Origin of the sequence: Bradyrhizobium huanghuaihaiense, from assembly GCF_025200885.1 — a bacterium.
Classification (GTDB): Bacteria; Pseudomonadota; Alphaproteobacteria; order Rhizobiales; family Xanthobacteraceae; genus Bradyrhizobium; species Bradyrhizobium huanghuaihaiense.
Genome location: NZ_CP104172.1, coordinates 1894247 through 1920709, shown reverse-complemented (window position 1 = coordinate 1920709; position 26463 = coordinate 1894247). Strand labels below are relative to the sequence as shown.

The window sequence follows — 26463 nt, the reverse complement described above, 5'->3', positions numbered from 1 at the left end:
GTCACAACATATCTTTCAGGCCGAAAGTCATCGGAATGAGCTTCCAGCTCTCGTACTGCTGCTTCGGCATGAACGAATAGACCTGGCACTGCACGATGGCGCGCTTGGCGCTCTCGGCTACCGCCTGGGCGATCGACCGCGACGGTCCCCTCACCGCGACGACGATCGGCTCGGATGCCAGCGATCCATCGATCTTCATGGGAATGTCGATGTCGGCCTCGTATTGATCGGCGTCCTGGCCGTTATAGGTGGGCGTGAAGCAGCGCTTGACCGCGCCCTGGAATGCACCGCGCCAGGTCGCGACGTTGTTGGCCGCGGTCCCGGTCGCCGCTCCCAGCGAGGCCGACGCATTCAATGCGGAGCCGGTCTGCTCGTGGCGGGTCGCAGCGCGCTTGTCGAGATCGCGCTGGATCTGCGCGGGATCGAAGCTGCGCTCCTTCGGTTTCGGCTGCTGCTGCGGCTGCACGGCCGCGACCTTCTGCTCGACGGGCTTCGGCGGCGGCTTCTTGGTATCCAGCTTCTTCTGCAGCTCGGCGATCGGATCTTCCTTGGCCGGATCAGGCTTCTTTTCCTGCGGCTTCGGCTCTTCCTTCGGCTTCGCCTCGGCGACCGGCTTCGGCGGCTCAGGCTTCTTCTCGACCGGCTTCTCCACGGGCTTCGGCGGCGGCTCCGGCGTCGAGTTGGTCTTGATCAGCTCTTTCTTCTCGGTGACCTTGCCGACGGCGTCCTCTTCGGGCTTGGCCTCGGCGATCTTCTCGACCTTGGGCTTCGGCTCTTCCTTCTTGCCGGTCTTCTGCCCCGCCATCATCTTGGCGAGCTGATCGGTGGAGATGATGTCGACCGGAAGCGACTCCTCCGGCGCGATGTAGGCCTTGCTGCTAAAGGTGACGAGGCCCCATCCCAGCACGAGGACATGGAGGGCAATCGACGCAACGAGTGTCTTGTCGACGTTCACCTTCACCGGCTTAGGACCCCTGATCCGCTTCCGTGACGAGGGCGAGCTTCTTGAATCCGGCACCGGACAACAGGCCCATCACCTTGGCCACCGTGCCGTAATCCGCCTTCTTGTCGGCGCGCAGATAGATGCGCTCCTCGAGCCCGCCGCGCGCGTCCGTGATCGCCTTCAGCTTCGGTATCAGATCGTTGATCGCGATCTCGGAATCGTTGATGAACACCTTGCCCTTGATGTCCACCGACATCTGGATCGGCTTCTGGTCGTTGTTCTCGAGGCTCTTGGCCTGGGTCTGCGGCAGGTCGAGCGGCACGCCGACCGTCAGCATCGGCGCCGACACCATGAAGATGATGAGCAGCACCAGCATCACGTCGACCATCGGCGTGACGTTGATCTCGGCCACGACGGGCTTGCGCCGGCCACGGCGCCCGCCGCCGCCGGACGAACTCGCAACGTTCATGGCCATGATCGCGTGCCCAAATTGCCCTTCACACTAAAGACCTTTCCGTTCCGATGGAATCGGAGCGAGGCTCTGTATCCTGGTTTTGACGCGTTTTCTTTACGCGAACCGGTTCCCACTTCGCTCGAAAACGCTCTATACATGCCGTCCGTCAGCCCCGCTCGTCGATCTGACGGGACAAGATGGCTGAAAATTCATCAGCGAAGCCTTCGAGCCGCTGGGCCTGCCGGTTCACCTCGGAAGTGAACTTATTGTAGAAAATAGTGGCAGGAATGGCGGCGATAAGGCCGACCGCGGTCGCAAACAGCGCCTCGGCAATACCGGGGGCCACCACCGCAAGGGAGGTATTTTTCGACGCCGCGATCGACTGGAAGCTCGACATGATGCCCCAGACCGTGCCGAACAGGCCGACGAAGGGGCCGGCCGAGCCGACGGTGGCGAGCACCAAAAGGCGGCGTTCCAGCCGCTCGACTTCGCGGGCGATCGAGACGTTCATGACCTTGTCGATCCGCATCTGCAGGCCCGCGACCGAGCGGGCGTGGCTCTCGAACGAGCGCTTCCACTCGCGCATCGCCGCCACGAAGCAGGCCGCCATGGAATGCGTCGGCTTGGCCGAGAGGGTGCGATAGAGCTCCTCGATCGACTCGCCGGACCAGAAGGCCTGTTCGAACCGGTCCATCGAGCGGCGGGTGCGGGCGAACAGGAAGATCTTGTCGATGGCGATCGCCCAGACCCAGACCGAGCAGGACAGAAGTCCCAGCATCACCGCTTTCACGATCCAGTGAGCCTGCCAGAACAGCGCGATCAGCGATACGTCCGCGGAAGCGGCAACCGGAAGGGCTGACTGAGCCACGTCGGCCGGATTCATAAGCAGTATCCTCTCAAGGCGATCTTCAACCTCATGTCCCGGCCGGTAAATGTCCGCCGGTTCCCCAACCGCCGCGCCAACCGCGCAGCCGGCAAGCCCGCTCAAAGCCTTGTCTTTCTGGGGTGCAGGGCTCGTCCAAAGCCGGCCGCCTGCATTCCCTGCCAAGATGTCAAAACTAAGGGGCCTTGACCCCAGGCCTTGACTTCGGGCTCCGGGCACGCCTGTCCACCCTTACCAGAGCCCGCCGATGGTTAATGCGGGGTTACCGCCGGCGAATTTGGCTGCGGGAAAGGCAGGCGGCGCAGGGGGATGGGGGCTTTGCGGGGGCGGGAGCCGCTGCGGAGGCGGAAGCTGCCAGCTCCGACCGAGGTCAGTCCCTCCCCTTGCGGGGAGGGTTAGGGAGAGGGGGTGCCAAACGGGGATCGCTCCATAAGGCGCCTCGAAGCGCGACGACGGACACACCTTTTCCTGGGCCACCCCTCTCCCCGCCCTCCCCCGCAAGGGGGGAGGGAGCGCAGTGCGACCCGGGGCTGGTATCGCGCGTCACCTCAACCTCATGCTCCCTCCGCGGGCGCGAGCTGATAGGGTCCGTTCGCGGACAACAACGTGCCGACATCATCGGCCAGCCCTGAGGAACTCCCCATGCCGAAACCACAAACAAATGTGCGGTGGATGACCGCCGCGGTCGTATCGATCTGCCTCGTAACATCCAGCCCCGCGCGCGCGGCATCGGTTGCGCCGGTCGCCGCGGAAAACGGCATGGTGGTGTCCGCGCAGCATCTGGCGACACAGGTGGGCGTCGAGGTGCTCAAGCGCGGCGGCAATGCCGTCGATGCTGCTGTGGCCGTAGGTTATGCCCTTGCCGTCGTCTATCCGGCGGCCGGCAATCTCGGCGGTGGCGGCTTCATGACGATTCAGCTCGCCGACGGCCGCAAGACCTTCCTCGATTTCCGCGAGACGGCTCCCAAGGGGGCGACGGCCAATATGTATCTCGACAAAGACGGCAACGTCATCAAGGGCATCTCGACCAAGGGGCATCTGGCCGTGGGCGTGCCGGGGTCCGTCTCGGGTATGGAATATGCGCGCGAAAAATACGGCACCATGAAGCGCGCCGACCTGCTCGCGCCCGCGATCCAGCTCGCCGAACAGGGATTTGTGCTCGACCAGGGCGACATCGACCTGCTGCGCACGGCAACCGACGATTTCAAGGACGACCCGGCATCCAGCGCCATCTTCCTCAACAACGGCCAGCCATTCGGCGTGGGCGACAGGCTGATGCAATCCGAGCTGGCGAAAACCCTGCGCGAGATCAGCAGCAAGGGCACCGACGGCTTCTACAAGGGCTGGGTCGGCAGCGCCATCGTGGCATCCAGCCAGGCCGGCAAAGGCCTGCTGACGCAGGACGACCTCGACGGCTACAAGACGCGCGAGCTCGCACCTGTCGAATGCGACTATCGCGGCTATCACGTGGTTTCCGCGCCGCCGCCAAGCTCGGGCGGCGTCATCATCTGCGAAATCCTGAATATCCTTGAAGGCTATCCGCTCAAGGAGCTGGGCTATCACTCCGCAGCTGCGACGCACGTGCAGATCGAAGCGATGCGGCACGCTTACGTGGACCGCAACAGCTATCTCGGCGATCCCGACTTCGTGAAGAATCCGCTCGACCGCCTGCTCGACAGGGCCTACGCGGCCAAGATCCGCGCCGTGATCGACCCGAACAAGGCCGGCGTCTCCAAGGACATCAAGCCGGGTGTCGCGCCGCACGAGGGCAGCAACACCACGCATTATTCAATCGCGGACAAGGACGGTAACGCGGTGTCCGTCACCTACACGCTGAACGACTGGTTCGGCGCCAAGGTCACGGCTGCAAAAACCGGCGTGCTGCTCAATGATGAAATGGATGACTTCACCGCCAAGGTTGGCGTTCCGAACCTGTATGGCCTGGTGCAGGGTGAGGCCAACGCCATCGCGCCCGGCAAGCGGCCGCTCTCCTCGATGAGCCCGACCATCGTCAGCAAGGACGGCAAGCCGGTGATGGTGGTGGGCACGCCCGGCGGCAGCCGCATCATCACGGCCGTGCTGCAAACGATGATCAACGCCATCGACTACGGCATGAACGCGCAGGAAGCCGTCGACATGCCGCGCATCCACCAGCAGTGGCTGCCCGATATCACCAACGCCGAGAATTATGCGCTGTCGCCTGACACGCAGAAGATTCTGGAGGGCATGGGCCACAAATTCGGCCCGCCGCAGCCGGCCAACCATCTGGCGGTGATCATCGTGGGCGCGCCGTCGCTTGGCGGCAAGCAAGTCGGCAACAACCGCTACTATGGCGCCAACGATCCGCGCCGCAACTCGGGGCTCGCTGCCGGATATTGAGCCGTCGCTATGCAGCTTGTGCCACGCGCGAGGGTTTATTTCACCCGTCGATCGGCAACACACTCTATTGGCTTTGTTTGCGGGCCGCCCGACAACGCGGGAGTGGGCCGCTCGCAGGCAATCGATTATAGTGGCTGACGAACTGCCCGACGACCTCGTACGGGAGAATCCGCATGGAACAGATTCTGATCAACCTCGTCTCAGGCGCGCTTGGTGGAGTTGGCGCGGGCAAGTCTTCGCCGACATTTGATCTCGGAATGGCCGGAAACATCATTTCGGGTTTGGTCGGCGGCGGGGTGCTGGGCCAGGTCGTTACGTTGCTGCTTCCGTCCATCATGGCCGCGGCACAATCTGGAAACTTGAGCGTTGGCGGCATCGTGTCACAAGTTGTCGCCGGTGGCGCCGGCGGGGCGATACTCACCGCGATCATTGGAGCCATCAAGAACAAGGCTGCCGCCTGATCGGCGAGGCAAGTGCTAAGGCCTCACCACTTCTCCCTCGAGTGCGTAGGGTGGGTTACGCCCACCCTATAGTCACTGGGCTCCCCCTGCCCTGCCCCCGTAAGGGGGGAGGAAGCGCAATTTGCCGCGCGGCAATCACCGCCTCCGCAAGCACGGCATGAAGGCTGTCACTCTGTCGCTAGGAACCAGCCCCGGCCCCAAAAATTGTCCGGAAAATCACTTTCGGCGAGGCATTGCCATGAGCATCAACCCCAAGACGACGGCCGCCATCGGCGACCATCCGCTCCACCCCATGATCATCCCGTTCCCCGTGGCGTTTCTGGTCGGCGCGCCCATTGCCGATCTGGCCTTTATTGGAACCGGCGACGGTTTCTGGGCCAGGGCTGCAATGTGGCTGATCGGCGCCGGCATCGTCATGGCGCTGGTTGCCGCCGCGGCCGGCTTTACCGATTTCCTGAATGAGCCCCGCATCCGCCGTCTCAACGATGCCTGGTACCACATGGTCGGCAATCTTGCGGCGGTGGTGCTGGCGCTGGTCAACTTCTACCTGCGCTATGCGCAAGGCAGCGAGGCCGCGATCAAGCCCTGGGGCGTGGTGCTGTCGCTGATCGTGGTCGGCATCCTGCTGTTCACGGGATGGAAGGGTTGGGAGATGGTCTATCGCTATCACGTTGCGGTGCTGGATGCACCGGGCCAGACCAGCTCGGAGCCGGTCACGCCGCCCCATGGCGGCGAGAGCCATCGCCGCGCCGCCTGATGGCGCTTCAAGCCGCGGAGGCCGGCTCTGGGCAGTTGGTCAATCGCGCGGGATTGCCGACCGCGGTGCAGCCGGCGGGAACGTCCGACGTCAGAAGCGTGCCGGCGCCGATCTTGGCGAAATCGCCGATGCCGATGTCGCCGAGGATGGTCGCACCGCCGCCGATGTAGACGCCGCGGCCGATGCGGGGTGAACGCGCCGGCAGCTCGCTGTGACGGCCGATGCTGACGTTCTGCAGGATGGTGACCTCGTCGCCGATCACCACATTCGCGCCGATCACGATGCCGGTGGCGTGGTCGAGATAGACCGCCGATCCGATACTGGCGGCGGGGTGGATGCTGACCTGCAAGGCGTTCGAGGCCTCGTTCTGGAACAGCAGCGCCGCATCGATTTGCCCGCGATGCCAGAGCCAGTGCGAGACGCGCCAGGCTTGCAGCGCCACGTAGCCCTTGTAGTGCAGCAGTGGCGGCAACAGCTCGGCGATGGCGGGATCGCGACGCGCGATGCCCTGCAAGTCGCGGCTGGCGGTCTCGATCAGGTCCGGCTGGCTGCGAAAGGCGTCAAGGGAAAAATTGGTGAAACGCGCCCGCTCCGCTGCGGAGCCGCCAAGCCTGCGTCCGATCAGATCGGCCAGGGCGGCAGCAAAATCGCCATGGATCAGGACTGTATCGGCAAGGGACTTGCCGAAGACGGGATCGGCCGCCATCGCGCGCCGCGCTTCATCGCGTATGTTCTGCCAGAGACTGTCGCTCGCCGTGGTCGCAGCTGCCATCATCGCTGCCCCTTCCTTCTCACCTGTCGAATATAGGCCGTGGGCAGCCCGCGCGCCACGCCGTGCCGGCGGCAGAGGTGACACGCCTCGCAACATGCCGCAGGTCCCCGTGAGGCTACGAGCTTGCATGCCAGGCACCGGCAACCATATAGTCCATCGCGTTTCGGCCGACGCTGCTTCGGCCGGGGATGTACGCGCAAGGCATCCTGTCCCAGCCCCCGCGGTGGTCCGCCATCCGCGGGTTTTTCATACCCGGCGTCCTCCTGCGCTGCCGAGACAAATTCCAAGATCCCCCACTCGAGGTCACACCGAAGCATGTCGCCCAACGCTCCCGCCGACGACCATCACGACGACGTCATGTACCCCTCCGCCATACCGTTCGTGCTGGTTCATCTCGGCTGCTTCGCCGCGATCTGGTCGGGCGTCACCTGGCAGGCCATCGCGATCTGCGGTTCGCTGTACGTCGTGCGCATGTTCGCAATCGGAGCAGGTTACCACCGCTATTTCTCGCACAAGGCTTTTGCCACCAGCCGGGTGTTTCAGTTCGTCCTGGCCGTTCTCGCACAAAGCACCGCGCAGAAGAGCGTCTTGTGGTGGGCGGCCAAGCATCGGCACCATCATCTGCATTCCGATACCGAATTGGACGTGCATTCGCCGCGCCAACGCGGCTTCCTGTACAGCCATGTCGGCTGGATCTTCTATCGGGAGCACGACGAGACCGATCTCGTGAAAGTCGGCGATCTCACGGTCTATCCGGAGCTGATGTGGCTGCATCGGCTGGAGCTGCTGCCGGCCGTTGTGCTTGCAGCGCTCTGCTTCGCAGGTGCGGGGTGGTCGGGCCTGGTCGTCGGCTTCCTGTGGAGCACGGTGCTGGTCTATCACGCGACCTTCTGCATCAACTCCCTCGCCCATGTGCATGGACGCAAGCGCTACGTGACGGGCGACGATTCCCGCAACAACTGGCTGCTGGCGTTACTCACCCTAGGAGAGGGCTGGCACAACAATCACCACGCCTACCAGAGCAGCGTGCGACAAGGCTTTCGCTGGTGGGAAGTCGACGTGACCTATTACATCCTGAAGGTCCTGTCCTGGTTCGGCATTGTCTGGAACATGAAGGCGCCGCCCGAACTGGTGCTGCGCAACGAGCAGCCGCTCGGCGCGCGCGTCATCAATCGGGCGGCCCGGCAGCTCGCCGGACGGTTCGATGCTCACGCGCTGGCGCACGCGATCTCGTCGGCGCTGCACCGCGCTGACCTCGCCCAGCTGCAACTGCCGACGCTGCACGACATCTTCAATCGCGCCCACGAAGGCGTCGATGCGCTGACGCATCTGCACCTGCCGAAGATCCCGACCCGCGACGAGTTTCTCACCGAGGCCAGGGCGATGTTCGCGCGAACGCGCTCACTCAACGAGATCGTGGACCACGCCTACGAGCACTTCCTGACGTCGGTTCGCGCGCAGCTGGTCACGGTGCGCTGAACTTTTCGGCGCCGGTTGTGCCGCCGGGACGCGTGCCCGCGCGCGCGCGGCCCGGCCGCGCCCGCCTGCGCAGGCTGAGCGCATAAAGCCAGCCGCCCGCCGCGATGAGGGCCGGCAGGACGTAAAGGGCGAAATCGCGCAGCAGGATCATGGGGCAAGCTCCGCTGTCGCCAACTTGACGGCGCGCCGCAGCGCGAACGCGGCGAGTTGATAGAGGCCGAGACTGAGAAAGACCTTCCAGGCATTTCCGACCACGAATTCGGGATAGAACTTGATCTCGGTCGGCCAGTGATTGAGGAATGCGATCGTCAGCGGAATATAGTCCCCGAACCGATCGAACAGCGTCGCCGCGCGCTCAAGTAGCGCTGTCGCCTGGATGATCTCCTTGCCTTCGTTCGTCATGGCGGTGCCCGTTGGCGCTGTCAGGGCTTGGTCGGGCCGGGCGCGAAATCGGTTCTAGCGGTCCTGCACATGTGCGTGATCGACGCCACAGAGCGAGCGCCCGCCGGCACAGAGGCGAAAATGGCAGTCGGGATCGAGCGCGCAGCTGCCATAGACGACGCTGACATAACCGAGCACCGCCAATGCGGTGATGCCAAGCAGCAGGCGGGTGCGGAGATCCATGCGTCTTTGGTGTCGGCGAACCGTGTGACGGTTCGGGGACGCAATCTACTCCCTCTCCCCCGGGGCCGCGACGAGCTTCGCTCGCGCTGAGAGGGTCGGGGTGAGGGGCCTCTCTCCGCACGCGAGGTCGTCGATAGACCTGTACCCCCTCACCCGCCGCGCTTCGCGCGTCGACCTCTCCCCGCAAGCGGGGAGAGGTTAAAAACCAAACCGCCCGCCTGCGGGTTGCGCAGACGGGCGGCTCGGGGCCATCAGGACTTTGGGGGCATGCGCCTGAAGGCTTTGAGAGGTTAAGAACCTTCAGATCAGCCTTGCTGCTGGTCGGTCGGCGGCGGGGTCGGGCGCGTCTTGTGCTGCGCCATGAACTGGTCGAACTCTTCCTTGTCCTTGGCGTGACGCAGACGGTCGAGGAAGTTCTTGAACTCGACCTGCTCTTCCTCGAGCCGGCGCAACGTCTCGCTGCGGTACTCGTCGAAGGCGCGGTTGCCGGAGGACGGCGGGCCGAAGCCAAAGCCGAAGCCGCGGCGATCCATGCGGTCGCGCATGCGGTCCATCTTGTACTGCATCCGCTCCATCTTGTTCTGCCAGCGGTCCTGATTGCTCCAGCACGACATTCTTCTGCTCCCGAGTGTGAAAAAGAGAAGGGCAAGTCCGATCGGCCACCAGATGATGAAGCCGAGGATGGTCACGGCGATCCAGCCGGGATGCCAGGGCGTGTCGAGCATGCGGGGGCGCTCGTACTGTTGGTATTGATCTGAAGGGCCGCGCCATCGATTGACATCAGCGGTGTAGGCCATTTCCCATCTCCATCACGGCACCAGCGCCGTTGTGAATGTAAATAACATTTACATAGCTAGACCATCCCGCGATTTTGTCAAGCTGGCCGCCTGACAGGCCGGGCGAATTATTTGCGCAACTTTATTTCGGCTTGCCCCAGGGACCGCCGGGCGGCACGCCCGAACCGGAGGAGGCCTCCGGCGGCACCGGCGGCGGCTCGGCGCCCTTGGCCGGCGGCCTGCGGTCGGTCGGGAAGCCGAGCCCGCGCAGATAGATCAGGACCTCGGCCTCGAGCAGCTCGTCCGGCGACATCGGCAGCTTTCGCCGCGCGGCATCGCCACGCGAGAACAGCGAAGCGACGCCATGCGCCATCGACCAGATGTGCAGCGCCATCATCATCGCCGGCGGGCGCGGCGTGCCGGGCGGGGCCAGCGCAGCAAGCCGCTCGGCGGCGGCGCGGATGATGTTGAAGGCACGTTCGCTGGCGGCCTGCAGCGCCGGATTGGCGTCGACCGGCAGACCCGATTCGAACATCGCGTTGTAGAACGCCGGCTCCTCGCGGGCGAAGGCGAGATAGGCCCTGCCGACGCGCTCGAACGCGGTGACCGTATCGGGACGGCCGTCGTCCCAGGCTGCAGTGAGGCGCGCCTCGAACTGCTCGAAGCCGCGCTGGGCGATCGAGGACAACAGCTCGTCGCGATCGCGGAAATGCCGGTAGGGCGCCGCCGCACTGACGCCGGCCATGCGCGCGGCATCGGCGAAGGTGAAGCCGGCCGCCCCCTTCTCGGCGATCAGCCCGAGGGCGGCCTGCAACAGGGCTTCCTTCAGATTTCCGTGGTGGTAGCCGCGCTCGGCGCGGCGCTGCTCCTTGCGCCAGCTCATGTGAACGGCTTTTACATGAGCCGGGCGTGAAGGTCACTAGCGCAGGCCGGGTTTGATTAACCGGTATTTTCCGCAGTCATTCCGGGGCGATGCGAAGCATCGAACTACGGTGCGCGCTTGCGCACCTGAGAATCTCGAGATTCCGGGTTCGGTCCTGCGGACCGCCCCGGAATGACGGCCAACTGTTCGAGGCTACATCTGCGGAATCGGCAGCACGGGCATGACCTCGATCGCCTCGCCCGGGAAGATCGCAAAATGCGGGTGGTTCTCGAACAGCTTTGCAGCGTCCTCCTGCGAGGCGGCCCGCACCACCGTGAAGCCGGTCAGCGCGTTGCTGATCTCGGTGATGCCGCTTGCGTCGATCCTGCGGGTCTTGCCGAGCGGGCCGCCCATCTCGACGATGACGTCCTTGTGCTTCTCGACCCAGCCGGTCCAGGCGGCCATGCCCTCGCGCTCTCTGGCCTTCCGCTCCGCCTCGGGCATCGCGTGCCAGGCCTTCATTTTTTCGCCGCTCACGCTGCCGAGATAGACGGCGAGGAATTTGTGTTCGGTGCTCATCGGTTCTCTCCTTGTTGATCGATTGACGGCAGCCGCGAATGTATCCGCGGCCGCGGTGACTATTGCTTCAGTTCGTCGAAGCCGGCGGCGGCTGCCTGCACCTCCGGCGGAAAGTCGCTCATCTCCTGCACCTGCCGGATCTCGATGATTTCGTTCGACGAGGCCGGGCACTTCTTGGCCCACGCGATCGCCTCGGCGCGCGAGGCGACGTCGATCATCCAGTAACCGCCCAGAACTTCCTTGGCCTCAGCGAAGGGACCGTCGGTCACGACAGGCTCGCCGGTCGCAAACGAAACGCGCGCGCCCATCGAGGGCGGATGCAGGCCGTCCAGCGTGATCAGCACGCCGGCATCCTTCAGCGCCTCGTTGTAGCGCATCATCGCGGAGACGCGCTCGGGATCGAGTTGGACGTCCGCCGGCGCGCTCTCGTAGCCGAGCGGGATCATCAGCATCATGAATCGCATGGTGTTCCCTACCTTCACTGTCGGGAGGAGCAGCGGCGGGCCGCCTGCCCTCGCCTTCAAGACGAATGAACGCCCGGGGAACCGACATGCCGCAGAAAAAATGTTTGCGGAGGTCCCCGACGCAACAAGACCGGCAGCCGGGCAACAGCGGGGAAATCTCACCCCTCCTCGGGGAACATCCCGAAATAGGGCTCGGCTTCTCTCAAGACCCGCATCACCGATGGACGTACTTTCAGCCGCTCGAGATAGCTGGTGATATTGGGGCGGTCAGTGCCGATCGGCTCGACCCTGTTGGCATAGAACAAGGCGGGCAGCGCCGAGCAGTCCGCGAGCGTGAACGCCTCGCCCGTCGCGTAAGGTTCGGTCGCCATCCGCTGATCGAGCATTGTGTAGGCTGAACGTATGCGACCTCGCGCCGCTTCCACACCCAACGGATCCCTCTTGTCGTGCGGCCGCAGCCGATCGCCAACGATCTGCTGCATCGGCATGTGGACGTAGAGACGGTCGCACAGACGGGTCCGCAGCGCGCGGTCCGGGTCCGTCGGTATCAGAGGCGTGGGGCCGGCATAGTGGCGATCGAGGTATTCGATGATGATGCTCGACTCCGGCACCGTCTCGCGCCGCTCGGCATCCACCAGCACCGGGAACTTGCCGATCGGCCAGAGCTTCAGGAAGGCCTCACGCTCGGCAGGATTACCCAGGTCGACCGGATTCGGCGTGAACGGCACGCCGTTCTCGTAAAGCGCGATCAACACCTTCCAGCAAAAGGACGACAGCGGATGGAAATGCAGTGTCAGGGACATGGCTCCTCCTGATATCCCCTTCAAGACGAACGAGGTTTTATACAGCCGACATGATGACGGTAATTATTTGGGACGTCATCGCGCCGCGCTAGCGCGGCTGCGGCAGGAAACGGCCATCCTGCCGGGCGGCGCCGAAATAGACCTCGATGCGCCGGACCTTGCCGCCGGCGAAGGTGAAGAACTCGGTGTTGCGAAAGCTCCTGCCATCCTTTGCCAGGCAGCAATAGGTGACGAAGGCCTCGTCACCCCGGACGAAGATCCGTTCGATGTCATGCCGCGCGATCCAGCCCGTGTCCCTCCAGCAGCGTTCGAAATAGGCCGCCTTGTCGAGGTCGTCGTCGAACGGGCTGGTGAAGCGGAAGTCGTCGGCGAGCGCATCGCTCACCCGTTGCCGGTCGTTGGCGATATAGGCAGCAAACAGGTTCCGGATCACGCGCTCATGGTCATCAGACATCACCGTCTCCGCGGCAAGCATCCCCTGATGCAAGACGATTCCCGAACGGCCGTGCCGACACCGCACGCGGACTGCGGCACGACGCGGAAAATAACTCGCATGCATTCCGTACAAATACGGCCCCGTTCTATGAACTTCGCCGTGCACATGAAACGGGAACGCCTGTCAGTTGAAAGACATGGCAAACGCACGTGGAGCTTCGGAGCCGAGACAGGTTTTTCCTACGGTTTACAGATGCTCAAGAAGAGCATGCAACTTTTTCCCTGAGGGGAAACAGATTCTCCCAATTGCCACCGAAAAACATTGCGGAGCTCACGTGTTCAATTTTCAAAGCAAGAAAGTCAGACATGCGATCGCAGAGGTCGAGGCGCTCGACCGGTCGCAGGCGGTGATCGAATTCGATCTCGACGGCACCATCCTCGATGCCAATGAGAACCTGCTCAAGATGAGCGGCTACACGCTCGCCGAGATCAGGGGCAAGCATCACAGCATCTTCGTCAGCCCGGCGGAGCGCGAGAGCGCCCGCTATCGCGACTTCTGGGCCAGCCTGAACCGCGGCGAGTTCCAGACCACGCAGTACAAGCGTTTCGGCAAGGGCGGCAAGGAAGTCTGGGTCCACGCCTCCTACGCGCCGCTGCGTGACGGGAACGGCAAGGTGGTCAGCTTCATCAAGTTCGCCACCGACATCACCGCGTACAAGATCAAGACCATGGAGGATTCCGGCAAGATCGCCGCGATCAATCGCGCGCAGGCCGTGATCGAGTTCAACATGGACGGCACCATCGTCACCGCCAACGAGAATTTCCTAAGCGCGATGGGTTATTCGCTCGACGAGATCAAGGGCAAGCACCACTCCATGTTCGTGACGCCCGAGGACCGCGCGAGCCCGGCCTATGCTGCGTTCTGGGCCAAGCTGAACCGCGGCGAGTTCGAGGCAGCCGAATACAAGCGGCTCGGCAAGGGGGCCAAGGAGGTCTGGATTCTCGCGACCTACAACCCGATCCTCGACGAGAACGGCAAGCCGTTCAAGGTGGTGAAGTTCGCGACCGACGTCACCGCGCAGAAGATGAAGGCGGCCGACAATGACGGCCAGCTCGCCGCGATCCAGAAGTCGCAGGCGGTGATCGAGTTCAACATGGACGGCACGATCCGCACCGCCAACGAGAACTTCCTGAAGGCGATGGGCTATGCACTGGCCGAGATCAAGGGCCAGCACCATTCCATGTTCGTCGAGCCGAGCGAGACGAACTCGACCGCCTACCGCCAGTTCTGGGAGACGCTCAACCGCGGCGAATACCAGGCCGCCGAATACAAGCGCATCGCCAAAGGCGGCCGCGAGATCTGGATCCAGGCCTCCTACAACCCGATCTTCGACCTCAACGGCAAGCCGTACAAGGTGGTGAAATACGCCACCGACATCACCGCGCAGGCGATCGGCCGCAAGAAGGCCGACAATGCGCGCGGGCTAATCGACGCGGTCGCGGCCGGCAGCGAAGAGATGAGCGCCTCGATCCGCGAGATCGCCGAGACCATGGCGAAGTCGCGCGAGACGTCCAAGGTCGCGACCACCAGGGTCGAATCCGCCGACCTCCAGGCCCAGAAGCTGACCGCGGCCGCGCAGGCCATGAGCGGCATCGTCGAGATGATCTCCGGCATCACCAGCCAGATCAATCTGCTCGCGCTCAACGCCACGATCGAATCGGCCCGCGCGGGCGAAGCCGGCCGCGGCTTCGCCGTGGTCGCCTCCGAGGTGAAGAGCCTCGCCAATCAGGCCAAGCAGGCGACCGATACGATCACGACCGAGATCGACGCGCTGAACAGCATCTCCGGCGACGTCGCGACCTCCCTGACCGCGATCAAGGTCGCGATCGCTTCCGTCAACGAGTTCATCGCCTCCACCGCCGCGGCGGTCGAGGAGCAGAGCATCGTGACGGAGGACATGTCGACCAACATGCAGCGTGCCTCGGCCGAGCTGGCGTAAGGCGCGACTTCCGTCCATCTCCGTCATCCTGAGGCCCTCACCGTGCAAAGCACGGTGAGCCTCGAAGGATGAATCGGCCCGGCCTGTGGCCGTCGCCCTTCGAGGGCCGCTGAAGAAGCGGCCGCCTCAGGGTGACGGTTCAAACGCGTGGCGCCTAGCTCCACCTGCAAAAGCCCTTCCTCGCCGGAACGAAAGCGAAGTAAAAGGCGGTGGCCGCCCGTGCGGCTTCCGTTTCCGCCAGAAGGACAGACCAGCCCATGCCGCAAGCCCCGCAAAAAGTCGTCCTCGTCACCGGAGCCGCGCGCGGCATCGGGCTTGCGACCGCGAAGAAGTTCCTTGGCGAGGGCTGGCGCGTGGCGCTGCTCGACATCGAGGGCGAGCTGCTCGGCCGTGCGGTCGCGGAGATCGGCCGGGACGAGGCCACGCTGGCGCTGACCTGCGACGTCTCCGACGCGGCCGCCGTCGGCGCCGCGATGGCGGCGATCGAGCGGCGCTTCGGCCGACTGGACGCGCTCGTCAACAATGCCGGCATCGCCGTGTTCGCGCCGCTGATGGAGACATCGGATGCCGACTGGCGCCGCGTGCTCGAGGTCAACCTCTCCGGTCCGTTCCTCTGCACCAAAGCCGCGGTGCCCCTGATGCGCGACAGCGATGGCGGCGCCATCGTCAACATCACCTCGATCTCGGCGGTGCGCGCCTCGACGCTGCGCTCGGCCTACGGCACCAGCAAGGCGGGCCTTGCGCACCTGACAAAGCAGCTGGCAGTCGAGCTTGCCTCGCTCAACATCCGCGTCAACGCGGTCGCGCCCGGTCCGGTCGACACCGCGATGGCCAAGCAGGTGCATACCAAAGAGATCCGCGCCGATTATCACGACGCCATTCCGCTCAACCGCTACGGTCTCGAAGAGGAACTCGCGGAAGCGATCTACTTCCTGTGCTCGGAACGATCGAGCTACATCACCGGCCAAATTTTGGCCGTTGATGGCGGCTTCGATGCGGCCGGCATCGGCCTGCCGACGCTGCGCGGGCAACGGCGGAACGGGTAGAACCTTGTAGGGTGGGCAAAGGCGCTAAGCGCCGTGCCCACCACCTTCTCCGGATTTGCCGTGCCGACGGTGGGCACGCTACGCTTTGCCCACCCTACGAAACCGAGTTGGTGGAGAGTTCATGCGACGCGTCACCTCCCTCAAAGCCCTGATGCTCGCATCCGCGCTCTTCGCCGCCACGCCCGCTGCCGCCGAAATCCGCATCATCCAGTCGCCGGGGGGACAGGTGGGGCCGTTCCTCGACCTGTTCGAGAAGGTGCGCGAGAGCGGCGAGCGCGTGGTGATCGACGGTCCCTGCCTGTCCGCCTGCACGCTGGTGCTGAGCATCGTGCCGGGCGAGCGCATCTGCGTCACGCGGCGCGCCGTGTTCGGCTTCCACGCCGCGCGTTCGATCGACCGGCGCGGACGCATCTATGCCGAGCCGGAAGCATCCGAAGCGGTGCTAGCCGCCTATCCCGGCCCGGTGCGCGACTGGATCAGCCGCCGCGGCGGTCTCACCTCGCGGTTGCTGCTGCTGAAGGGGCGCGACCTCGCCGCGATCTATCCGCGCTGCCGGTGACGCCCGGCGGCGCGTGACCGCGATCAGCCCGCCACTGTCCGGCGATTAGGCAGTTCGGTGAAAATCCCCTTCCGAGGCCGCTGAATCCGCTCAAGCGCTTTGCAATGGCTGCACAATTTACGCGGTTTGCAGCTTTTCCCTGCTGACTATGATGAATTTGGCCAGACTGAGGCCGCGGCGGCGTCACAATCTCAGCGGTGGTCACAGACTAATATGGTTTTGCCTTTTCAAGATTGCTCATTTTCAAGCGGGTCGCACACTATGCAGCCCATCGATTTTCGCTACCGCCTGTCGGACCAGGGACGGATCGTCCTCGGTCAACTGAGCTCCGAGGAAACCGTCGAGTTCGAATTGCTGTCGCGACGCGACCGCGAGGGCCTGATGGACCTCGCGTCCGAGCTGCGGCTGCTCGACCTCTATGTGAAATATGTCGGCTCGGGCGTAGACGCCGCGCTCGCGCCGCAACCCGACCGGCACGGCGTCGAGCCGCGGCGACCGACGCCCTCCCGGACGGCACGACCGCGCAACTACATCGTCTCGATGCTCGTCATCGCAAGTGTCAGCTTCACGCTCATCGCATTGCTCGTGAGCTGACGGGCAAGCGCGCCGGCGACATTGCGCCTGTCCCACGCTTCGTCGGTTCTAGAAGAACCGCTGGATCATCTGCGCCAGTTCCATGCTCGCGCAGATGAGCATACCCCAGAGTGCAAAGTTGATCTGTAGCGCCGCTGCCATCGGTCGCTCCCCTTCCAAGTCACGCCCATCCCAGTTTGTAGAATTTATGAAGAAATGATTAGCGATTCTGACGCTGAGTTCACAGCCTATTATTGCGCCAGTTGTTGTGCGATGCGGGCCGCACCTCTCCACGAAGCGGCCTCACTGCTCCCGCAAAGTGATGCGAGATCATGATCCCTTATTCGGCCATGCCGGCCGTCGTTTCCCTTAAGTTCCATTTAACTGGCGCGATGCGATACTTCCCAAGCGGAATTTGCGTGTCGCGTACCGCTCCAAAGGCCCGGCATGATGCGACACGGCTTCTTCTTGCTCACTTTTTGCGCAGCGCTCATTGGGTGCGCGGTCGCACCGGCGCAGGAGCGTCGTCCGATCGCATGGGACGGCCTCGGCAAGGATCCGAATCGCACTCACGTCACAAAGCGGCGCGCCGCCAGTCCCGCACCTGCGCAGGACAATCCCAATCAGGAGCGGGAAAAGGTGCTCGCCACCTTGCGTCCGTACTCCGAGGCGTGGTGGGCGGTCCACGACGAGATCGAAGCGGAGAACGACAGGACCCTCGGCACCAAGCTCGTGATCTGTCCGCGCTGCGTTCAGCCTTCGCCGTCCGGCGAAGACGTGACCGGATCAATCCGGTGAGAGACATACCGGCCGGCCGCCAGATGACGTGCCCAGCCTGGGCGCGCCCTGCCCCGCAATGATCGAAAGGGCGCGCCGCCGGGCGTGTCAGGCGACCGCTTCTGTCACATGCCCTCGGCCGGGCAATTCACCATCCAGGGAATGCCGAACCTGTCGACGCACATGCCAAAGCCCTTGGCCCAGAACGTCTTGCTGAACGGCATGGTGACGGTGCCGCCGTCGGCGAGCGCGTTGAACTTGCGCTCGGCGTCCGCGACATCCTTGATCGTCAGGGATACCGAAAAGCCCTGCGGCTTGTGAAAATGTTCGCCCGGCGCATCGGAGGCCATCAAGACGCTGCCGTCTGGCAGCGACATCCGCGCATGCATGATCATCTTCTCGCGGCCGGGTGCAGCCGGCATGTCCGGCGGCGCTTCGGATGCACGCATCATCGCGTCGATCTTGCCGCCGAGAACCTTGGCGTAATAGGTGAACGCCGCTTCGCAGGTGTCCTGATAGAACAGATAGGGATTGAGCATCGTTTCTCTCCTCTTCTCTTCCTTGGGCAGTGAGGTTCATTATTTCTCGGTGAGCTTCTTCAGGCTCGCAAGGCCGGTCTCGAAATCCTTGCCGATCATGCTGTCCATGTTGATGAAGACCTGCATCACCTTGGACATGAACGGGGCGGGACCGTACATCGCCCATGTGACCAGAGTGGTATCGCCTTGCGGCACAAAGGTGAACTCGGCGGTGTTGTGGCCTTCGAAGGGTCGCTCGAAATCGAGCTTGATGCGCAGCTTTGACGACGCATTCGCCTCGAGGATCTCCATGTGGCCGGCGCCGACATTGTTGTTGCCGTCCCAGGCGTAGGTTGCGCCCTTGCCCTGCGTTGTTCCACCGTAAGTGCGCTTCATGGCGGGATCGCGGTTCTCGTAGGGCGACCAGCTGGTCCAGAAGCGGAAATCGGCGACCTGCGGATAGATCGCGGCGGCCGGTGCTTTCATGGCGAGGGAACGCTCAACGCGGAACGTGTCCGGTTTGGTCAATGCGAAGACGAGGACTCCGGCGATGCCGACGGCGAGAACGATGGCGATGACGGTAATGGCTTTCAGCATAAGTGGCTCCCTGGATATGGGATTAAGACGAAGGAGGATGGCTGGGGCCGACAAGACGGAAACGGAATTATTTCAGCGTCATTCCGGGGCGGTCCGCAGGACCGAACTCTGGTGCGCAATTGCGCACCTGAGAATCTCGAGATTCCGGGTTCGATGCTTCGCATCGCCCCGGAATGACGAGAATCGCCGTCACTTCACCTTCGCGCTTTCCTTTGCCTTCGGCTGGCTATCCCGGATCAGCCGGTCGAGATGCATGCGGATATGGGCGGCTTCGGCGGAGGTGTTGGCCAGCGCGATGGCGCGGTCGAAGGCGATTCGAGCCTCGTCATTGCGGCCGAGCTGCATCAGGAAGGCGCCCCGCACGCCATAGAAGTGAAAGTAGTTGGCAAGCTTCGGCCCCAATGGCTCGATCAGGTCGAGCGCGGCCTGGGCCCCGTGCACCTTGGAGACCGCGACGGCGCGGTTAAGCGTCACCACGGGCGAAGGCTGCACCAGCTCGAGCGCGCCATAGAGCAGGTCGATCTGGGCCCAGTCGGTCTCCTCCGGCGTTGCCGCACGCGCATGCAACGCGGCGATCGCGGCCTGGATCTGGTACGGCCCGCTGCGGCGATGGCGCATCGCCTTGTCGATCAGCGCCAGCCCCTCCGCGATCATGGTGCCGTTCCACAGCGAGCGGTCCTGATCGTCCAGCAGGATCAGCGAGCCGTCCGCGGCAAAGCGCGCGGCGCTGCGTGCATGCTGCAACAGGATGAGCGCGGTCAGTCCCATGATTTCCGGCTCGCTCGGGAACAGCCGCAGCAGCAGCCGCGCCAGGCGGATCGCCTCCTCGCACAGCGGCGTGCGGATCGCCGCGGTGTCGCCGCTCGCGGAATAGCCCTCGTTGAAGATGAGGTAGATCATCGCCGCCACGCCGGCGAGCCGCTCGGAGCGCTCGATTGCACCGGGTGCCTCGAACGGCGTTCCCGCCTCCGCCACCTTCGCCTTGGCGCGCGTGATGCGCTGCTCCATCGCCGCGTCCGAGACCAGGAAGGCGCGGGCGATCTGCTTCACGGTGAGGCCCGAGACGATGCGCAAGGCCAGCGCGATCTGCTGCGTCGCCGGCAGCTGCGGATGGCAGCAGATGAACATCAGCCGCAGGATGTCGTCGCGATAATGCGAGCCGTCGAGCCGCTCGGCGAGTGCGCCCTCGGCGTCGTCGAGATCGGAGATCGCCTGATCGTCCTCGGGCAGCGGCTGCTGCTTGCGGGTCCGGCGCACCTCGTCGATCGCGACGTTGCGGCCGACCATGATCAGCCACGCCGCGGGATCGCGCGGCGGCCCGTTCTGCGGCCAGGTTTTCAGCGCGCGCAGGCAGGCGTTCTGGAAGGCTTCTTCGGCGGTGTCGAGATCGCGGAAATAGCGCAGCAGCGCGCCTACCGCCTGGGGTCGCGCCGAGGTCAGCGCAGTCTCGATCCAGGCGGTTTCGGTCTCGCTCACGTCAGGTTTCCTCCGGGCCGGAACACGCCGACGGGACGCACCTCATAGGCGCCGCCGGGATTGACCGCAGCCAGTTCGCGCGCGACGTCGAGCGCGTCGTCGAGGTTCTTGCAATCGACGATGTAGAAGCCGAGCAATTGCTCCTTGGTCTCGGCATAGGGACCATCCAGCACCAGCGGCGGGTCCTCCTTGCGCAGGGTCGCCGCCGCCGTGGTCGGCAGCAGCCGCGCTACCGGGCCGAGTCGTCTCTGCTGCGTCAGCTTGTCCTGCACCACGGCGAGCTTCTTCATCACGGCCTCGTCCTGCTCCTTGCTCCAGGAGCCGACGAAGTCCTCATCGTGATAGCAAAGAATCGCATAAAGCATGGGCAGTACCTTCCCCGACCTCTTGTTCTGAAGACGAGCCACTATGCCCTGCCCCGACAGGGCTGCGGAAAAATTTTGCAAGAAAAATCCGGCAGATCGTGCCAAGGAGAGCCTCCAAAAGCGGAACCTTATGAGGCACTTCGAATGACCATGGGCACACTCGCCGTCCTGATCAACAGCACGCAGCAGAACTGGCTGCCGGAGCGCTGGAAGGCCCGGTTCGATGCGGTCTGCGGCGGCCGCCGCGTGGTGCTGCTGCCCGATCCCGGGCTCGATCCGGCCGAGGTGCACTATGCGGCCGTTTGGAAGCCGGTGCCGGGCGATCTCGGCGCGTTCCCCAATCTGCGGGCCATCTTCAATCTCGGCGCGGGCGTCGATGCGCTGATGGCCGACAACAGCCTGCCCGACGTGCCGCTGGTCCGCGTCGCCGTGCCCGACCTCACCAACCGCATGACCGAATATGTCGTGCTGCACGTGCTGATGCACCACCGCCAGGAGCTGTATTTGCGGGAGTCGCAGCGCGAGAAGCGCTGGGAGCCGAAATATCAGTGGCCGGCGAGCGCCGTCACTGTTGGTGTCATGGGGCTCGGCACCCTCGGCGCGGACGCGGCCGACGTGCTGCGGCGGCTCGGCTTCCGCGTCACCGGCTGGAGCCGCAGCCCGCGCACGATCGCGGGCGTCGAATGCTTCCATGGCACTGCCGGCATGGACGCCTTCCTGCGCAAGACCGACATCCTGGTGTCATTGTTGCCGCTGACGCCGGATACGCACGGCATCCTCAACCGCGACGTCTTCTCCAAGCTCAACCGCAAGGGCCCGTTCGGTGCACCCGTGCTGATCAATGCCGGCCGCGGCGGCTTGCAGAACGAAGCCGACATTCTCGCCTGCCTTGATGACGGCACGCTGGGCGCCGCCTCGCTCGACGTCTTCGTCCAGGAGCCGCAGCCGAAGGACAGCCGGTTCTGGACCCATCCCAAGGTGCTCTTGACCCCGCACAACGCCGCCGACACCGACGCGGAAGCGATCTCGGCCTACGTCGCCGAGCAGATCGCAAGCTTCGAGGCGGGCCGCGCGCTGGAGAACGTGGTGGACCGGGTCAGGGGGTATTGAGGCCCCGAGAGGCGCACGACGGCGCCTCATAATCGCTGTCGTCCCCGCGCACGCGGGGACCCATACCGCGTGATTTATCGTTGGGGATGGTCGCAGTACCGAACCACCAATCTTCGCCAAACTTCTCCCTGTGGTTATGGGTCCCCGCCTGCGCGGGGACGACAGCTGTGCTTTTGGCCGGCGGCCACCACCCCACAACCAGCGCGCTCCCCCGTCCCGTTCACCCTCTCTTAGCGAGAAGTTGATAGGCGTTCTTAACCAACGCTCAAACAACGAGTCGGACATGCGGGCGAGCCTCGGCCTCAGGATGCGGATCACGGTTGCGCTGGCGGTGACGGCGGCGGCGACGGCGCTGATCGCGGTGCTCGGCGCGATGTGGATCATCGCGGGGATCATCGACCGCGCCGACCAGCGCGAGCTGCGCAGCCATTACGACGCCCTGCTATCGCGCATCGCGGAGGAGTCGCATCGCGCCGCCGCGATGAGCGCCGTGGTGGCGGCAATGCCGGCGACGCAGGAGGCGATGGCGAAGCAGGACCGCGAGGCGCTGGTGCGCCTGTTTGGGCCGGTGTTTGCCGCCATCAAGTCCGACTACGGCGTCGACCAGTTCCAGTTCCACGTACCGCCGGCGACCTCTTTCCTGCGCGTGCATCAGCCGACGAAATTCGGCGACGATCTCTCCGGCTTCCGCAAGACCGTCGTCGCCGCCAACCAGGACCGCAAGGTCGTGGTCGGGCTCGAGGGCGGCGTCGCCGGTCTCGGCATCCGCGGCGTGGTGCCGATCGTGCAAGGGGCGAAGCATCTCGGCACGGTCGAATTCGGCCTGACCTTCGGCCAGCCCTTCTTCGACGACTTCAGGACCAACCGCCATGTGGACGTCGCTTTCCATCTCGCCGATGGCTCGAACTTCAAGCTGTTCGGCGGCACGCTGAAGGGCAAGAGCTTCTTCGATGCGGCCGCGTACGGCCGCGCCGCCGGCGGCGACTTCACGGTGCGGCAGGCCAGGCTCGACAATACGCCGGTCGCCGCGCTGCTCGGACCGATCAGAGACTTTTCCGGCAAGCCGATCGGCGCAGTCGAACTCGTGATGGACAATGCCGATTACGAGGCTTCCGCCGACCGCGCCTGGTGGCTTTCGATCGGCATCGCCGCGCTGGGACTCGTGCTGGCTGCGATCGTCGGCTATCTCATTGCCCGCAGCATCTCGCGGCCGATCCTGTCGATCACGTCAGTGATGCGCGATCTCGCGGACGGACGTCTCGACGTCGCCGTGCCCGTCAGCAAGGCGAACGACGAGGTCGGCGCCATGGTGAAGGCGGTCGCCGTGTTCCGCGACAACGCCGTGAATTTTGCAAAGCTGCAGACCGAGCAGCTCGAGGCCAAGGCGCAGTCCGAAGCGGAGAAGCGGCGCGCCTTTGCCGCGCTGGCCGACAATTTCGAGGCCAGCATCCGCGACGTCGTCACCACGGTGTCGGCCGCAGCGGTCGAGATGGAGCACACCGCGCGCTCGATGTCGGCCATCGTCGCGCAGTCGCGCGAGCAGACCCGCACGGTGTCGTCGGCCTCGGCGCTCGCTTCGGAGAACGTGCAGACGGTGGCTGCGGCCGCGGAAGAATTGTCCTCGTCGATGACCGAGATCAGCCGGAGGCTGGCGCATGCGACCGAGGTGGTCGGCAAGGCCGCCAGCGACGGCCGGCAGTCGAATGCGCGGGTGCAGAGCCTTGCGGACGCCGCGCAGAAGATCGGCGACGTCGTCTCCTTCATCAACGGCATTGCGGGACAGACCAACCTCTTGGCGCTCAATGCGACGATCGAAGCGGCGCGGGCGGGCGAAGCCGGCCGCGGCTTTGCCGTGGTCGCCTCCGAAGTGAAGGCACTGGCGACCCAGACCGCGAAGGCGACGGAAGAGATCGGCGCACAGGTGACGGCCGTTCAGGGCGAAACCAGTGGCGCGGTGGATGGCATCCAGTCGATCTGCGCGACGATCCAGCAGGTCGATGAGATCTCCGCGGCGATTGCCGCCGCCGTCGGCCAGCAGGGCACGGCGACGCAGGAGATCGCGCAGAACGTCCAGCAGGCCGCGGCCCGCACCGGCGAGGTCTCGCAGAACATCGCGGGCGTCACCGACGGCATCGCAGCCACGGGCACGGCCGCCGAGGAAGTGCTGGGCTCGGCGATCGAGCTGGCGAAGCAGTCGCAGCGGCTGCGGGATGAGGTCGATCGGTTCCTGGCGCAAATTCGGGCGGCGTAAGCGGGACGAGGCTGGCGCGTCATTCTCCGTGTCGTCCTGGCGAAAGCCAGGACCCATTACCCCAAGGCGTATTGCGGCGCGACGGCGGCAACCCCGAGTCATCGCCAAACTGCATTCGGTGGTTATGGGTCCTGGCTTTCGCCAGGACGACGTTGGGGAGAGAGTTCGCGCCACAAACTCGCTGTCGTCCCGGCGCAGGCCGGGACGACAGCTAGGGCTTAGCCCCCACCATCACATCGATCGCGCCCTTCACGATCGCTTCGAGCTCCTTGCGCGGGACGCGCGCGCGTGAGCGGATGGCGATGGTGTGGACGGTGGCGGAGGCGATCTGCGCCAGGGCGAACGGATCGGCGCTCTCCGGCAGCTCGCCCTTCTCCCTGGCGCGGCGGAAGCAGCTTGCAAACGCCTTGTCGAGGCCGGTGAGACCGTCGAGCACCATGGCGCGGATCTCGGGATCGCCGACGGCCTCGGAGGCCGCGGTGACAACCGTGAAGCAGCCGCGCGGACCGGTGTCGCCGGACAGATAGATGTCCAGCGCTGCAGCGTAGATGCGCTCCAGCCGCTGGCGCAGCGGCATCTCCTGACGAAAGATCTCGACCATGGAAGCAGCAGCCTCCTCGCGATAGCGCTGGTAGCTCTTGATGTAGAGCTCGCGCTTGTCGCCGAAGGCGCCGTAGAGGCTCGGCCGGTTCATGCCGGTCGCTTCGCTGAGATCGTCGAGCGAGGTGGCCGCAAACCCTTGCTTGCGAAACAGGTCGAGCGCCTTGCCGAGCGCGATGTCGGGCTCGTAGGCGCGGGGACGGCCGCGACGCTTGGGTTCGCCGCGGCGCTCGGGTTCGCCGCGGCGCTCGGGCTGATTGGCAGCAGTTGGCGGTTTCGATTTTTGTACCATTTCGCAAAATAATCCTTGACCACGGGTATATTATGCAAGATGGTACAAAAATCAATCTGGCCAGGTTGAGCGACACCCAAAGAGGAATTGCCCAAGGAGGCTACAGATGGATCTCTATTTCTCGCCGCTCGCCTGTTCCATGGCGACACGCGTCGCATTGTATGAAGCCGGCGCCGAGGCGAACTATCTCGAAGTCGATCCGCCGACCAAGACCGTGCTGAACGACGGCTCCGACTTCCGTACCGTCAACCCGATCGGCCTCGTGCCGACGCTGCGCACCGACGAGGGCGTGGTGCTGACCGAGAACGCCGCGATCCTGCAATATGTCGCGGACCGTTTTCCGCAATCCGGTCTCGGCGCCACGGCGGGCATCGAACGCACAAGGCTGCATCAATGGCTCTGCTTCATCGGCACCGAGCTGCACAAGGGCTTGTTCATCCCCGTGCTCGACCGCAAGGCGCCGCAGGAAGCGAAAGCCTATGTGCTGGAGAAGAACCTGTCACGGCTCGATTATCTCGACGACTACCTGAAAGGCCGCGAGTTCCTGCTCGAGCATTTCAGCGTGGCCGATGCCTATCTCGTCACGGTCATCAACTGGACCATGGCGACGCCGCCGATCGAGCTTGCGAAATGGCCGAACGTGAAGGCGTATTACGAACGCCTGCGCCAGCGGCCGTCGGTCGCAAAGGCGATCGCGGAGGAGTTCGAGCTGTACAAGGCCGAGCTCGCGCGGAAGAAGGCGGCGGCCTGAGGCCAACGCCGTCTCCGTAGTACGCGCGGCAGCGACGCCGTCCCGGCTCGGTCGGGACCGCGTCGTTGCGTCCTGCAGCTCGACTATCTCGGCGCCTGCAGCACGATCCCATAGCGGCCGTAGATGCGGTCAATCGTGCCGTCGCTTCGCAGCCGCTCCACGGCTCCGTCGATGGCTTCGCGCAACGCATCGTCCGGACGGATCATGCCGACGGCGACGTTCCAGTTGAGATCGGCGACGCTCTCGTCGCGATCCAGGATCCGGAGCGCCTTGTCCGGATGCGTCAGGTTGAAGTAGCTCGCCGCGGTGGGCGTGACGGCGGCGGCATCGATCTCGTGGTTCGACACCGCCTCCAGGCTGTCGTTCTCGAAGCCGAAGGTCGACGTCGGCACGCGTCGTTGGCCGATGATCATGGCTGCGATCGATCCAACCTGCACGCCCACCTTGGTTGCCGCGTTAAGGCTCCCGAACGAGGTGAGCGTGCTGGATGACGGCACCGCGAGCGCGACGCCCGTGCGATAATATGGCTTCGAGATCCTCAAGCGGGTTTCGCCCTGCGCTTCGCGGTCCGCGATGACGTCCAGAAGAATGTCGCAGCCGGCGCTGCGCATCTGATACTGCGTGATGATCCAGTCGAGCCTGAGCGAGACGCCGAGCTCGCGTGCCAGCACCCGGCCGAACTCGACCTGAAAGCCGGGGGGATCACCGGCCTTCTGCGCAAAGGGAAGCGAATTGGGATGCGCGCACAGCCCGATCACGCCGCTCGACCGGATTGCGTCCAGGGTTCGCGCCGGCGCCGGTCCCGACAGAACGATGGCGGCAGCGACGATGGCCGGGGCGAATGCCTTCATTCCGTGTCTCTTGGATGGATCGGGTC

At 64.5% G+C, this 26463-nt stretch carries 32 protein-coding genes; 12 read left to right on the top strand and 20 right to left on the bottom strand.

Features of this window, described 5'->3' with window-relative positions; genetic code table 11:
- Window position 1: 1 nt before the first annotated feature.
- The 4 genes from N2603_RS09080 to N2603_RS09065 all read right to left on the bottom strand — a co-directional run bounded on the left by N2603_RS09080 (window position 2) and on the right by N2603_RS09065 (window position 3041).
- A complete protein-coding gene (locus N2603_RS09080; RefSeq protein ID WP_260388465.1) occupies window positions 2-961 on the bottom strand; it encodes a protein TolA in 960 nt (319 codons plus the stop codon).
- 4 nt (window positions 962-965) lie between these two features.
- Window positions 966-1418, bottom strand: coding sequence for a protein TolR (tolR, locus tag N2603_RS09075; RefSeq protein ID WP_260388464.1), 453 nt, complete (start codon window positions 1416-1418; stop codon window positions 966-968).
- A 145-nt stretch (window positions 1419-1563) separates the two neighbouring features.
- Window positions 1564-2280 (bottom strand): protein TolQ, encoded by a 717-nt coding sequence (gene tolQ / locus N2603_RS09070; RefSeq protein WP_018641591.1) that lies wholly within the window; start codon window positions 2278-2280, stop codon window positions 1564-1566.
- A 554-nt stretch (window positions 2281-2834) separates the two neighbouring features.
- Complete coding sequence (locus N2603_RS09065; protein WP_260424459.1) at window positions 2835-3041, bottom strand: hypothetical protein; 207 nt, start codon at window positions 3039-3041, stop codon at window positions 2835-2837.
- On the opposite strand from N2603_RS09065, the gene ggt reads away from it, so the two are divergent.
- The 3 genes from ggt to N2603_RS09050 all read left to right on the top strand — a co-directional run bounded on the left by ggt (window position 2953) and on the right by N2603_RS09050 (window position 5877).
- On the top strand, window positions 2953-4659 hold the full coding sequence (gene ggt, locus N2603_RS09060; RefSeq protein ID WP_260424166.1) for a gamma-glutamyltransferase: 1707 nt from the start codon (window positions 2953-2955) through the stop codon (window positions 4657-4659). The genes N2603_RS09065 and ggt overlap by 89 nt on opposite strands.
- 173 nt (window positions 4660-4832) lie before the next feature.
- Window positions 4833-5120, top strand: a complete 288-nt coding sequence (locus N2603_RS09055) for a hypothetical protein (RefSeq protein ID WP_018641593.1) — start codon at window positions 4833-4835, stop codon at window positions 5118-5120.
- Between the two features lie 238 nt (window positions 5121-5358).
- Window positions 5359-5877 (top strand): DUF2231 domain-containing protein, encoded by a 519-nt coding sequence (locus N2603_RS09050; protein WP_260388463.1) that lies wholly within the window; start codon window positions 5359-5361, stop codon window positions 5875-5877.
- A 7-nt stretch (window positions 5878-5884) separates the two neighbouring features.
- Here N2603_RS09050 and N2603_RS09045 read toward each other — a convergent pair whose 3' ends face one another.
- The gene (locus N2603_RS09045; RefSeq protein WP_260388462.1) at window positions 5885-6652 is read right to left on the bottom strand and encodes a serine acetyltransferase domain-containing protein; all 768 of its coding nucleotides are present in this window, start codon (window positions 6650-6652) and stop codon (window positions 5885-5887) included.
- A 312-nt stretch (window positions 6653-6964) separates the two neighbouring features.
- Here N2603_RS09045 and N2603_RS09040 point away from each other — a divergent pair, with 312 nt between their 5' ends.
- Window positions 6965-8128, top strand: a complete 1164-nt coding sequence (locus tag N2603_RS09040; protein ID WP_260388461.1) for an acyl-CoA desaturase — start codon at window positions 6965-6967, stop codon at window positions 8126-8128.
- Here the strand turns inward: N2603_RS09040 and N2603_RS09035 are convergent.
- The 9 genes from N2603_RS09035 to N2603_RS08995 form a co-directional block, all read right to left on the bottom strand.
- A complete protein-coding gene (locus tag N2603_RS09035) occupies window positions 8115-8279 on the bottom strand; it encodes a hypothetical protein (protein WP_260388460.1) in 165 nt (54 codons plus the stop codon). The genes N2603_RS09040 and N2603_RS09035 overlap by 14 nt on opposite strands.
- Entirely contained in the window at window positions 8276-8530 is a 255-nt protein-coding gene (locus tag N2603_RS09030; protein WP_260388459.1) for a hypothetical protein, read from the bottom strand. Before N2603_RS09030 ends, N2603_RS09035 begins: the two co-directional genes overlap by 4 nt.
- 54 nt (window positions 8531-8584) lie before the next feature.
- On the bottom strand, window positions 8585-8752 hold the full coding sequence (locus N2603_RS09025; RefSeq protein WP_260388458.1) for a hypothetical protein: 168 nt from the start codon (window positions 8750-8752) through the stop codon (window positions 8585-8587).
- 305 nt (window positions 8753-9057) lie between these two features.
- Window positions 9058-9549 carry a DUF2852 domain-containing protein gene (locus N2603_RS09020; RefSeq protein ID WP_145831466.1) on the bottom strand — a complete coding sequence of 164 codons (492 nt, stop codon included), beginning with the start codon at window positions 9547-9549 and terminating at the stop codon, window positions 9058-9060.
- Between the two features lie 121 nt (window positions 9550-9670).
- Window positions 9671-10411 (bottom strand): TetR/AcrR family transcriptional regulator, encoded by a 741-nt coding sequence (locus N2603_RS09015; protein WP_260388457.1) that lies wholly within the window; start codon window positions 10409-10411, stop codon window positions 9671-9673.
- Between the two features lie 192 nt (window positions 10412-10603).
- Window positions 10604-10969, bottom strand: coding sequence for a hypothetical protein (locus N2603_RS09010; RefSeq protein WP_018641602.1), 366 nt, complete (start codon window positions 10967-10969; stop codon window positions 10604-10606).
- Between the two features lie 59 nt (window positions 10970-11028).
- Complete coding sequence (locus N2603_RS09005; protein WP_018641603.1) at window positions 11029-11433, bottom strand: YciI family protein; 405 nt, start codon at window positions 11431-11433, stop codon at window positions 11029-11031.
- Window positions 11434-11591: 158 nt separating this feature from the next.
- The gene (locus N2603_RS09000) at window positions 11592-12236 is read right to left on the bottom strand and encodes a glutathione S-transferase family protein (RefSeq protein WP_260388455.1); all 645 of its coding nucleotides are present in this window, start codon (window positions 12234-12236) and stop codon (window positions 11592-11594) included.
- Between the two features lie 88 nt (window positions 12237-12324).
- Window positions 12325-12690, bottom strand: coding sequence for a nuclear transport factor 2 family protein (locus N2603_RS08995; RefSeq protein ID WP_026311780.1), 366 nt, complete (start codon window positions 12688-12690; stop codon window positions 12325-12327).
- A gap of 316 nt (window positions 12691-13006) precedes the next feature.
- On the opposite strand from N2603_RS08995, the gene N2603_RS08990 reads away from it, so the two are divergent.
- The 5 genes from N2603_RS08990 (at window position 13007) to N2603_RS08970 (ending at window position 17647) form a co-directional block, all read left to right on the top strand.
- Window positions 13007-14671, top strand: coding sequence for a methyl-accepting chemotaxis protein (locus N2603_RS08990; RefSeq protein WP_260388454.1), 1665 nt, complete (start codon window positions 13007-13009; stop codon window positions 14669-14671).
- 257 nt (window positions 14672-14928) lie between these two features.
- A complete protein-coding gene (locus tag N2603_RS08985) occupies window positions 14929-15717 on the top strand; it encodes an SDR family NAD(P)-dependent oxidoreductase (RefSeq protein WP_260388453.1) in 789 nt (262 codons plus the stop codon).
- A gap of 121 nt (window positions 15718-15838) precedes the next feature.
- Complete coding sequence (locus N2603_RS08980) at window positions 15839-16276, top strand: hypothetical protein (protein WP_260388452.1); 438 nt, start codon at window positions 15839-15841, stop codon at window positions 16274-16276.
- 261 nt (window positions 16277-16537) lie between these two features.
- Window positions 16538-16870 (top strand): hypothetical protein, encoded by a 333-nt coding sequence (locus N2603_RS08975; RefSeq protein ID WP_260388451.1) that lies wholly within the window; start codon window positions 16538-16540, stop codon window positions 16868-16870.
- A gap of 426 nt (window positions 16871-17296) precedes the next feature.
- Window positions 17297-17647 (top strand): hypothetical protein, encoded by a 351-nt coding sequence (locus N2603_RS08970; protein ID WP_260388450.1) that lies wholly within the window; start codon window positions 17297-17299, stop codon window positions 17645-17647.
- Between the two features lie 104 nt (window positions 17648-17751).
- Here N2603_RS08970 and N2603_RS08965 read toward each other — a convergent pair whose 3' ends face one another.
- The 4 genes from N2603_RS08965 to N2603_RS08950 all read right to left on the bottom strand — a co-directional run bounded on the left by N2603_RS08965 (window position 17752) and on the right by N2603_RS08950 (window position 20582).
- Entirely contained in the window at window positions 17752-18165 is a 414-nt protein-coding gene (locus N2603_RS08965) for a VOC family protein (protein WP_018641612.1), read from the bottom strand.
- A 39-nt stretch (window positions 18166-18204) separates the two neighbouring features.
- Window positions 18205-18741, bottom strand: a complete 537-nt coding sequence (locus tag N2603_RS08960; RefSeq protein ID WP_018641613.1) for an SRPBCC family protein — start codon at window positions 18739-18741, stop codon at window positions 18205-18207.
- A gap of 189 nt (window positions 18742-18930) precedes the next feature.
- A complete protein-coding gene (locus N2603_RS08955; protein ID WP_260388449.1) occupies window positions 18931-20217 on the bottom strand; it encodes an RNA polymerase sigma factor in 1287 nt (428 codons plus the stop codon).
- On the bottom strand, window positions 20214-20582 hold the full coding sequence (locus N2603_RS08950; protein WP_260388448.1) for a YciI family protein: 369 nt from the start codon (window positions 20580-20582) through the stop codon (window positions 20214-20216). Before N2603_RS08950 ends, N2603_RS08955 begins: the two co-directional genes overlap by 4 nt.
- A gap of 144 nt (window positions 20583-20726) precedes the next feature.
- On the opposite strand from N2603_RS08950, the gene N2603_RS08945 reads away from it, so the two are divergent.
- Both N2603_RS08945 and N2603_RS08940 read left to right on the top strand, forming a co-directional pair.
- Window positions 20727-21692 (top strand): 2-hydroxyacid dehydrogenase, encoded by a 966-nt coding sequence (locus N2603_RS08945; RefSeq protein ID WP_260388447.1) that lies wholly within the window; start codon window positions 20727-20729, stop codon window positions 21690-21692.
- Between the two features lie 283 nt (window positions 21693-21975).
- The gene (locus N2603_RS08940) at window positions 21976-23943 is read left to right on the top strand and encodes a methyl-accepting chemotaxis protein (protein WP_260388446.1); all 1968 of its coding nucleotides are present in this window, start codon (window positions 21976-21978) and stop codon (window positions 23941-23943) included.
- Window positions 23944-24154: 211 nt separating this feature from the next.
- Here N2603_RS08940 and N2603_RS08935 read toward each other — a convergent pair whose 3' ends face one another.
- The gene (locus N2603_RS08935) at window positions 24155-24835 is read right to left on the bottom strand and encodes a TetR/AcrR family transcriptional regulator (protein ID WP_260388445.1); all 681 of its coding nucleotides are present in this window, start codon (window positions 24833-24835) and stop codon (window positions 24155-24157) included.
- Window positions 24836-24941: 106 nt separating this feature from the next.
- Between N2603_RS08935 and N2603_RS08930 the strand changes: the two genes are divergently transcribed.
- On the top strand, window positions 24942-25586 hold the full coding sequence (locus N2603_RS08930) for a glutathione binding-like protein (protein WP_260388444.1): 645 nt from the start codon (window positions 24942-24944) through the stop codon (window positions 25584-25586).
- 83 nt (window positions 25587-25669) lie between these two features.
- Here N2603_RS08930 and N2603_RS08925 read toward each other — a convergent pair whose 3' ends face one another.
- Window positions 25670-26437 (bottom strand): substrate-binding periplasmic protein, encoded by a 768-nt coding sequence (locus N2603_RS08925; protein WP_260388443.1) that lies wholly within the window; start codon window positions 26435-26437, stop codon window positions 25670-25672.
- Between the last annotated feature and the right edge of the window lie 26 nt (window positions 26438-26463).

What these genes read in the sequence shown, in the direction of transcription:
- tolR (WP_260388464.1), bottom strand. Translation starts at nt 1,418, where the DNA reads ATGGCCATGAACGTTGCGAGTTCGTCCGGCGGCGGCGGGCGCCGTGGC.
- tolQ (WP_018641591.1), bottom strand. Translation starts at nt 2,280, where the DNA reads ATGAATCCGGCCGACGTGGCTCAGTCAGCCCTTCCGGTTGCCGCTTCC.
- ggt (WP_260424166.1), top strand. Translation starts at nt 2,953, where the DNA reads ATGACCGCCGCGGTCGTATCGATCTGCCTCGTAACATCCAGCCCCGCG.
- N2603_RS09065 (WP_260424459.1), bottom strand. Translation starts at nt 3,041, where the DNA reads ATGCCGTTTTCCGCGGCGACCGGCGCAACCGATGCCGCGCGCGCGGGG.
- N2603_RS09055 (WP_018641593.1), top strand. Translation starts at nt 4,833, where the DNA reads ATGGAACAGATTCTGATCAACCTCGTCTCAGGCGCGCTTGGTGGAGTT.
- N2603_RS09050 (WP_260388463.1), top strand. Translation starts at nt 5,359, where the DNA reads ATGAGCATCAACCCCAAGACGACGGCCGCCATCGGCGACCATCCGCTC.
- N2603_RS09045 (WP_260388462.1), bottom strand. Translation starts at nt 6,652, where the DNA reads ATGATGGCAGCTGCGACCACGGCGAGCGACAGTCTCTGGCAGAACATA.
- N2603_RS09040 (WP_260388461.1), top strand. Translation starts at nt 6,965, where the DNA reads ATGTCGCCCAACGCTCCCGCCGACGACCATCACGACGACGTCATGTAC.
- N2603_RS09035 (WP_260388460.1), bottom strand. Translation starts at nt 8,279, where the DNA reads ATGATCCTGCTGCGCGATTTCGCCCTTTACGTCCTGCCGGCCCTCATC.
- N2603_RS09030 (WP_260388459.1), bottom strand. Translation starts at nt 8,530, where the DNA reads ATGACGAACGAAGGCAAGGAGATCATCCAGGCGACAGCGCTACTTGAG.
- N2603_RS09025 (WP_260388458.1), bottom strand. Translation starts at nt 8,752, where the DNA reads ATGGATCTCCGCACCCGCCTGCTGCTTGGCATCACCGCATTGGCGGTG.
- N2603_RS09020 (WP_145831466.1), bottom strand. Translation starts at nt 9,549, where the DNA reads ATGGCCTACACCGCTGATGTCAATCGATGGCGCGGCCCTTCAGATCAA.
- N2603_RS09015 (WP_260388457.1), bottom strand. Translation starts at nt 10,411, where the DNA reads ATGAGCTGGCGCAAGGAGCAGCGCCGCGCCGAGCGCGGCTACCACCAC.
- N2603_RS09010 (WP_018641602.1), bottom strand. Translation starts at nt 10,969, where the DNA reads ATGAGCACCGAACACAAATTCCTCGCCGTCTATCTCGGCAGCGTGAGC.
- N2603_RS09005 (WP_018641603.1), bottom strand. Translation starts at nt 11,433, where the DNA reads ATGCGATTCATGATGCTGATGATCCCGCTCGGCTACGAGAGCGCGCCG.
- N2603_RS09000 (WP_260388455.1), bottom strand. Translation starts at nt 12,236, where the DNA reads ATGTCCCTGACACTGCATTTCCATCCGCTGTCGTCCTTTTGCTGGAAG.
- N2603_RS08995 (WP_026311780.1), bottom strand. Translation starts at nt 12,690, where the DNA reads ATGTCTGATGACCATGAGCGCGTGATCCGGAACCTGTTTGCTGCCTAT.
- N2603_RS08985 (WP_260388453.1), top strand. Translation starts at nt 14,929, where the DNA reads ATGCCGCAAGCCCCGCAAAAAGTCGTCCTCGTCACCGGAGCCGCGCGC.
- N2603_RS08980 (WP_260388452.1), top strand. Translation starts at nt 15,839, where the DNA reads ATGCGACGCGTCACCTCCCTCAAAGCCCTGATGCTCGCATCCGCGCTC.
- N2603_RS08975 (WP_260388451.1), top strand. Translation starts at nt 16,538, where the DNA reads ATGCAGCCCATCGATTTTCGCTACCGCCTGTCGGACCAGGGACGGATC.
- N2603_RS08970 (WP_260388450.1), top strand. Translation starts at nt 17,297, where the DNA reads ATGATGCGACACGGCTTCTTCTTGCTCACTTTTTGCGCAGCGCTCATT.
- N2603_RS08965 (WP_018641612.1), bottom strand. Translation starts at nt 18,165, where the DNA reads ATGCTCAATCCCTATCTGTTCTATCAGGACACCTGCGAAGCGGCGTTC.
- N2603_RS08960 (WP_018641613.1), bottom strand. Translation starts at nt 18,741, where the DNA reads ATGCTGAAAGCCATTACCGTCATCGCCATCGTTCTCGCCGTCGGCATC.
- N2603_RS08950 (WP_260388448.1), bottom strand. Translation starts at nt 20,582, where the DNA reads ATGCTTTATGCGATTCTTTGCTATCACGATGAGGACTTCGTCGGCTCC.
- N2603_RS08945 (WP_260388447.1), top strand. Translation starts at nt 20,727, where the DNA reads ATGACCATGGGCACACTCGCCGTCCTGATCAACAGCACGCAGCAGAAC.
- N2603_RS08940 (WP_260388446.1), top strand. Translation starts at nt 21,976, where the DNA reads ATGCGGGCGAGCCTCGGCCTCAGGATGCGGATCACGGTTGCGCTGGCG.
- N2603_RS08935 (WP_260388445.1), bottom strand. Translation starts at nt 24,835, where the DNA reads ATGGTACAAAAATCGAAACCGCCAACTGCTGCCAATCAGCCCGAGCGC.
- N2603_RS08930 (WP_260388444.1), top strand. Translation starts at nt 24,942, where the DNA reads ATGGATCTCTATTTCTCGCCGCTCGCCTGTTCCATGGCGACACGCGTC.
- N2603_RS08925 (WP_260388443.1), bottom strand. Translation starts at nt 26,437, where the DNA reads ATGAAGGCATTCGCCCCGGCCATCGTCGCTGCCGCCATCGTTCTGTCG.